The sequence below is a fragment of the Romboutsia sp. 13368 genome, assembly GCF_018336475.1.
Taxonomy (GTDB): domain Bacteria; phylum Bacillota; class Clostridia; order Peptostreptococcales; family Peptostreptococcaceae; genus Romboutsia.
This window is the reverse complement of the sequence record NZ_CP048741.1, coordinates 1,429,780-1,431,808: the sequence shown is the minus strand read 5'-3', so window position 1 is coordinate 1,431,808 and position 2,029 is coordinate 1,429,780. Positions and strand designations below refer to the sequence as shown.

Sequence of the window (2,029 nt, the reverse complement as noted above, 5' to 3'; positions counted from 1 at the left end):
AAATATTAAAAGAATAAAAAATATATTCATACAGATGAAAAAATACTTAGACTTTTATATATTCACTATAAATTCATTTTAAATTCACCCTGAGTTAATCTTTTTAAGATATAATATTATTGTAAAATGTTATATAGCATTATGTAATGTTTTACAAATATTATAAATTAGTAAATATCAAATAAGAGAGGTATGTTGGTATGGATGAATTGACTGGCAACACGAAGGAATTTATTTCAACTGAGGGTAATTTTAAACTATTATCTGAAGCTATAGAGTTTTTAAAAAAGAAGAGAAAAAAAGAAGAGAATGAAAATAATTTAAATATAGATGATGATATGGTAAAAAGAAAAAGAACACCAAAAATTAAAGAAGCATATTAAAATATAAAATAATATATATTAAAAAAGTGTAGATAATTTATAAACTATCTACACTTTTATTATGTGGAAGAAAGACTGTAAAAGTAGAACCTTTATTAACTTCACTTTCAACACTTATACTACATCCACATAAATTAATTATACGTTTAACTAAAGTTAATCCAAGGCCATTACCCTCAAAATTACGAGAGGTATCACCTTGGAAAAACTTTTCAAAAATCCGATCTTTAACCTTACTACTCATACCTATTCCAGTATCAGATATAGATACATATACTCCAANATCAGTATTTTTAAGTCTAGTTGCTATAAGCCCTCCTTCTGGAGTAAACTTAATAGCATTACTAAATAAGTTAATCCAGACTTGCATTAGTAAATCTTCACAACCATAGTAATAAGTTGTACGAAGATCCATATCTATATCAATGTCTTTTTTAGACCATTGATTTTCAAGTAGTATTAAAGCTTGTCTAAGTTGCTCATCTAAGTAGAAATATTTTTTTTCAGGTACTATTTCTTGTGTTTCTAGTTTTGATAATTTTAATATATTGCCAGAAAGAGAAGATAGTTGTTTTGCGCTTTCAAGTATTATCTTAGTATATTCATTTTTTTCATCTTCGCTTAGATTTTTATCTTGCAATAATGTTGCATATCCTTCAATAGCAGCTAGAGGCGTTTTAAATTCATGAGAAACATTAATTATAAAGTCATTTCTTAATGTTTCAATACTATTTAATTCTTTTACCATTTTATTAAAAGAAACATTCATATTGCGGATTTCATGCTTAACATTATCCTCATCTAGCCTTATAGAAAAATTACCTTTTGACACTTCATCTNNACTTAATAATAATTACTCAATCTTTCCTCATTTTGGAAGACCTCTATTTAATAGAGGTCTTTTATTTTTTTGTATAATTAAATTATATCTTTATAAATTTATAATATARTAAAAACTATTWATAAMTTCATTATTAAATATATCTAGCCTAGAGCCAACAATAAAACCAATACTTACAATAAACATTGTAACTGATGAAGTTAAGAAAATATTTATTATAAAATGTATCCATATATGAAGTAAATGCTTATTCTTCATTTTTTACAACCTTATATCCAAGTCCTCTTACAGTRACAATTTCAAAGTCAGGATTACTACCAAAGTTTCTTCTAAGCCTATTTATATGAACATCTATAGTTTGAGAATCTGATGGACTATCAACGCCCCATATTTCATCCATAAGTTGATTTCTAGTAAACACCTTGTTTGGATAAGATATTAATTTATATAGCAAATAAAATTCCTTTTGTGGCAGTTCAATCGAAAAATCATCTCTAAATACCGTAAGAGAATCATAATCGAGAGTAGTAGTTCCTATAATTTGTTTTTTATCATTAACAATTTTGCTTCTACGAAGCAATGCTTTAACTCTTAAAACCATTTCATTTACATCAATAGGCTTTACCATATAATCATCAATTCCAATTAAGAAGCTTCTTTGTTTTGAAGAAAAATCATCTTTTGCTGTAATCATTAATATAGGTATTTCTTCATTCATTTCCCTAATAGATTGAGCAAATTCATATCCATTCATATTTGGCATCATTATATCTGAAATAATTAAATCTATATGATTATCATCTAA

At 25.5% G+C, this 2,029-nt stretch carries 3 protein-coding genes (1 of these 3 cut by a window edge); 1 reads left to right on the top strand and 2 read right to left on the bottom strand.

All coding sequences use genetic code 11. The annotated features are described in order from the left end of the window. The first annotated feature begins 200 nt into the window (after positions 1–200). The gene (locus G3997_RS05755) at positions 201–383 is read left to right on the top strand and encodes a hypothetical protein (RefSeq protein WP_296644278.1); all 183 of its coding nucleotides are present in this window, start codon (positions 201–203) and stop codon (positions 381–383) included. 37 nt (positions 384–420) lie between these two features. Here G3997_RS05755 and G3997_RS05750 read toward each other — a convergent pair whose 3' ends face one another. Both G3997_RS05750 and G3997_RS05745 read right to left on the bottom strand, forming a co-directional pair. Continuing rightward, entirely contained in the window at positions 421–1,131 is a 711-nt protein-coding gene (locus G3997_RS05750) for a sensor histidine kinase (RefSeq protein ID WP_442971262.1), read from the bottom strand. Positions 1,132–1,471: 340 nt separating this feature from the next. Then, on the bottom strand, positions 1,472–2,029 hold the 3' portion of the coding sequence (locus G3997_RS05745) for a response regulator transcription factor (protein ID WP_296644274.1). 120 nt of this gene lie beyond the right edge of the window; only the last 558 of its 678 coding nucleotides appear in the window; its start codon lies beyond the right edge, outside the window; its stop codon occupies positions 1,472–1,474.